The organism is Oleiphilus sp. HI0067, assembly GCF_001635735.1.
Map to the genome: position 1 here is coordinate 1 of NZ_LWFI01000427.1, position 870 is coordinate 870.

Here is an 870-nt window from a genome sequence, read left to right on the forward strand (position 1 = left end):
TACGTCCAGCAACAGGGTGTATTGCATAGCTGACTTTAGCTCCACGTGCTTCAAGCTGGTTAGCAAGCTCTTTCACTGCGTGTTGCGCTTGGGCAACCGCAAGTCCATAGCCTGGAACCATCACAACGCTGCGCGCACCGTCTAAGAGTAGTGCAAGGTCATCTGGCGTTGCGTATTTCACTTTGCCGTCATAAAACTCGCTGTCGTTTGACTTCGACTGCGTATCAGCCTGCGGCCCAAATGCACCACCAAAGAGAACGTTTGGTAGTGAACGGTTCATGGCTTTACACATTACTGCAGTCAGGATAAGACCAGACGCGCCAACTAGAGAACCAGTGATGATCAAGCCTTGGTTTTCCAACACGAAACCGGTCGCTGCGCCAGCAAGACCTGAGTAGGCGTTAAGTAGCGCAACAACAACTGGCATATCGGCACCACCAATTGGTTGTACTAGACCGACACCTAGAAACAAGCAGAGGCCGACAATAGCGAGTAGTACAAGGCTAGACAGTTGGCCTTCACCAAACATCATGCTTGCGCATGCAAGAATACCCACGAGGCTCGCTACTGTAATAAGCTGCCATTGTCTTGCGCGCTTACTGTCACCGATAGTTCCTTTTAGCTTAAGAACGGCGACCACTGATCCTGATAGCGTTATTGCACCGATGACGATCGAAGCAAGGATGGCTGCTGACCATACGCCGGTTACCACTGAATTTGCTGCGATTGCAGTTAACCATGTGCTACCAGCAACTGCTAGAGATGCCCCGCCGCCAACGCCGTTAAGGCTTGCTACAAGCTCTGGCATAGACGTCATTGCTGTGCGTTTTGCCAGCAATGCACCAATTGAACCGCCGAGTAAAATACCAG

General features: G+C 51.1%; 1 protein-coding gene. It reads right to left on the reverse strand.

Annotated features, from left to right (window positions below):
• Positions 1-870, reverse strand: an 870-nt coding sequence (locus tag A3739_RS04960) for an NAD(P)(+) transhydrogenase (Re/Si-specific) subunit beta (RefSeq protein WP_197472065.1), incomplete at both ends; no start/stop codon positions are given.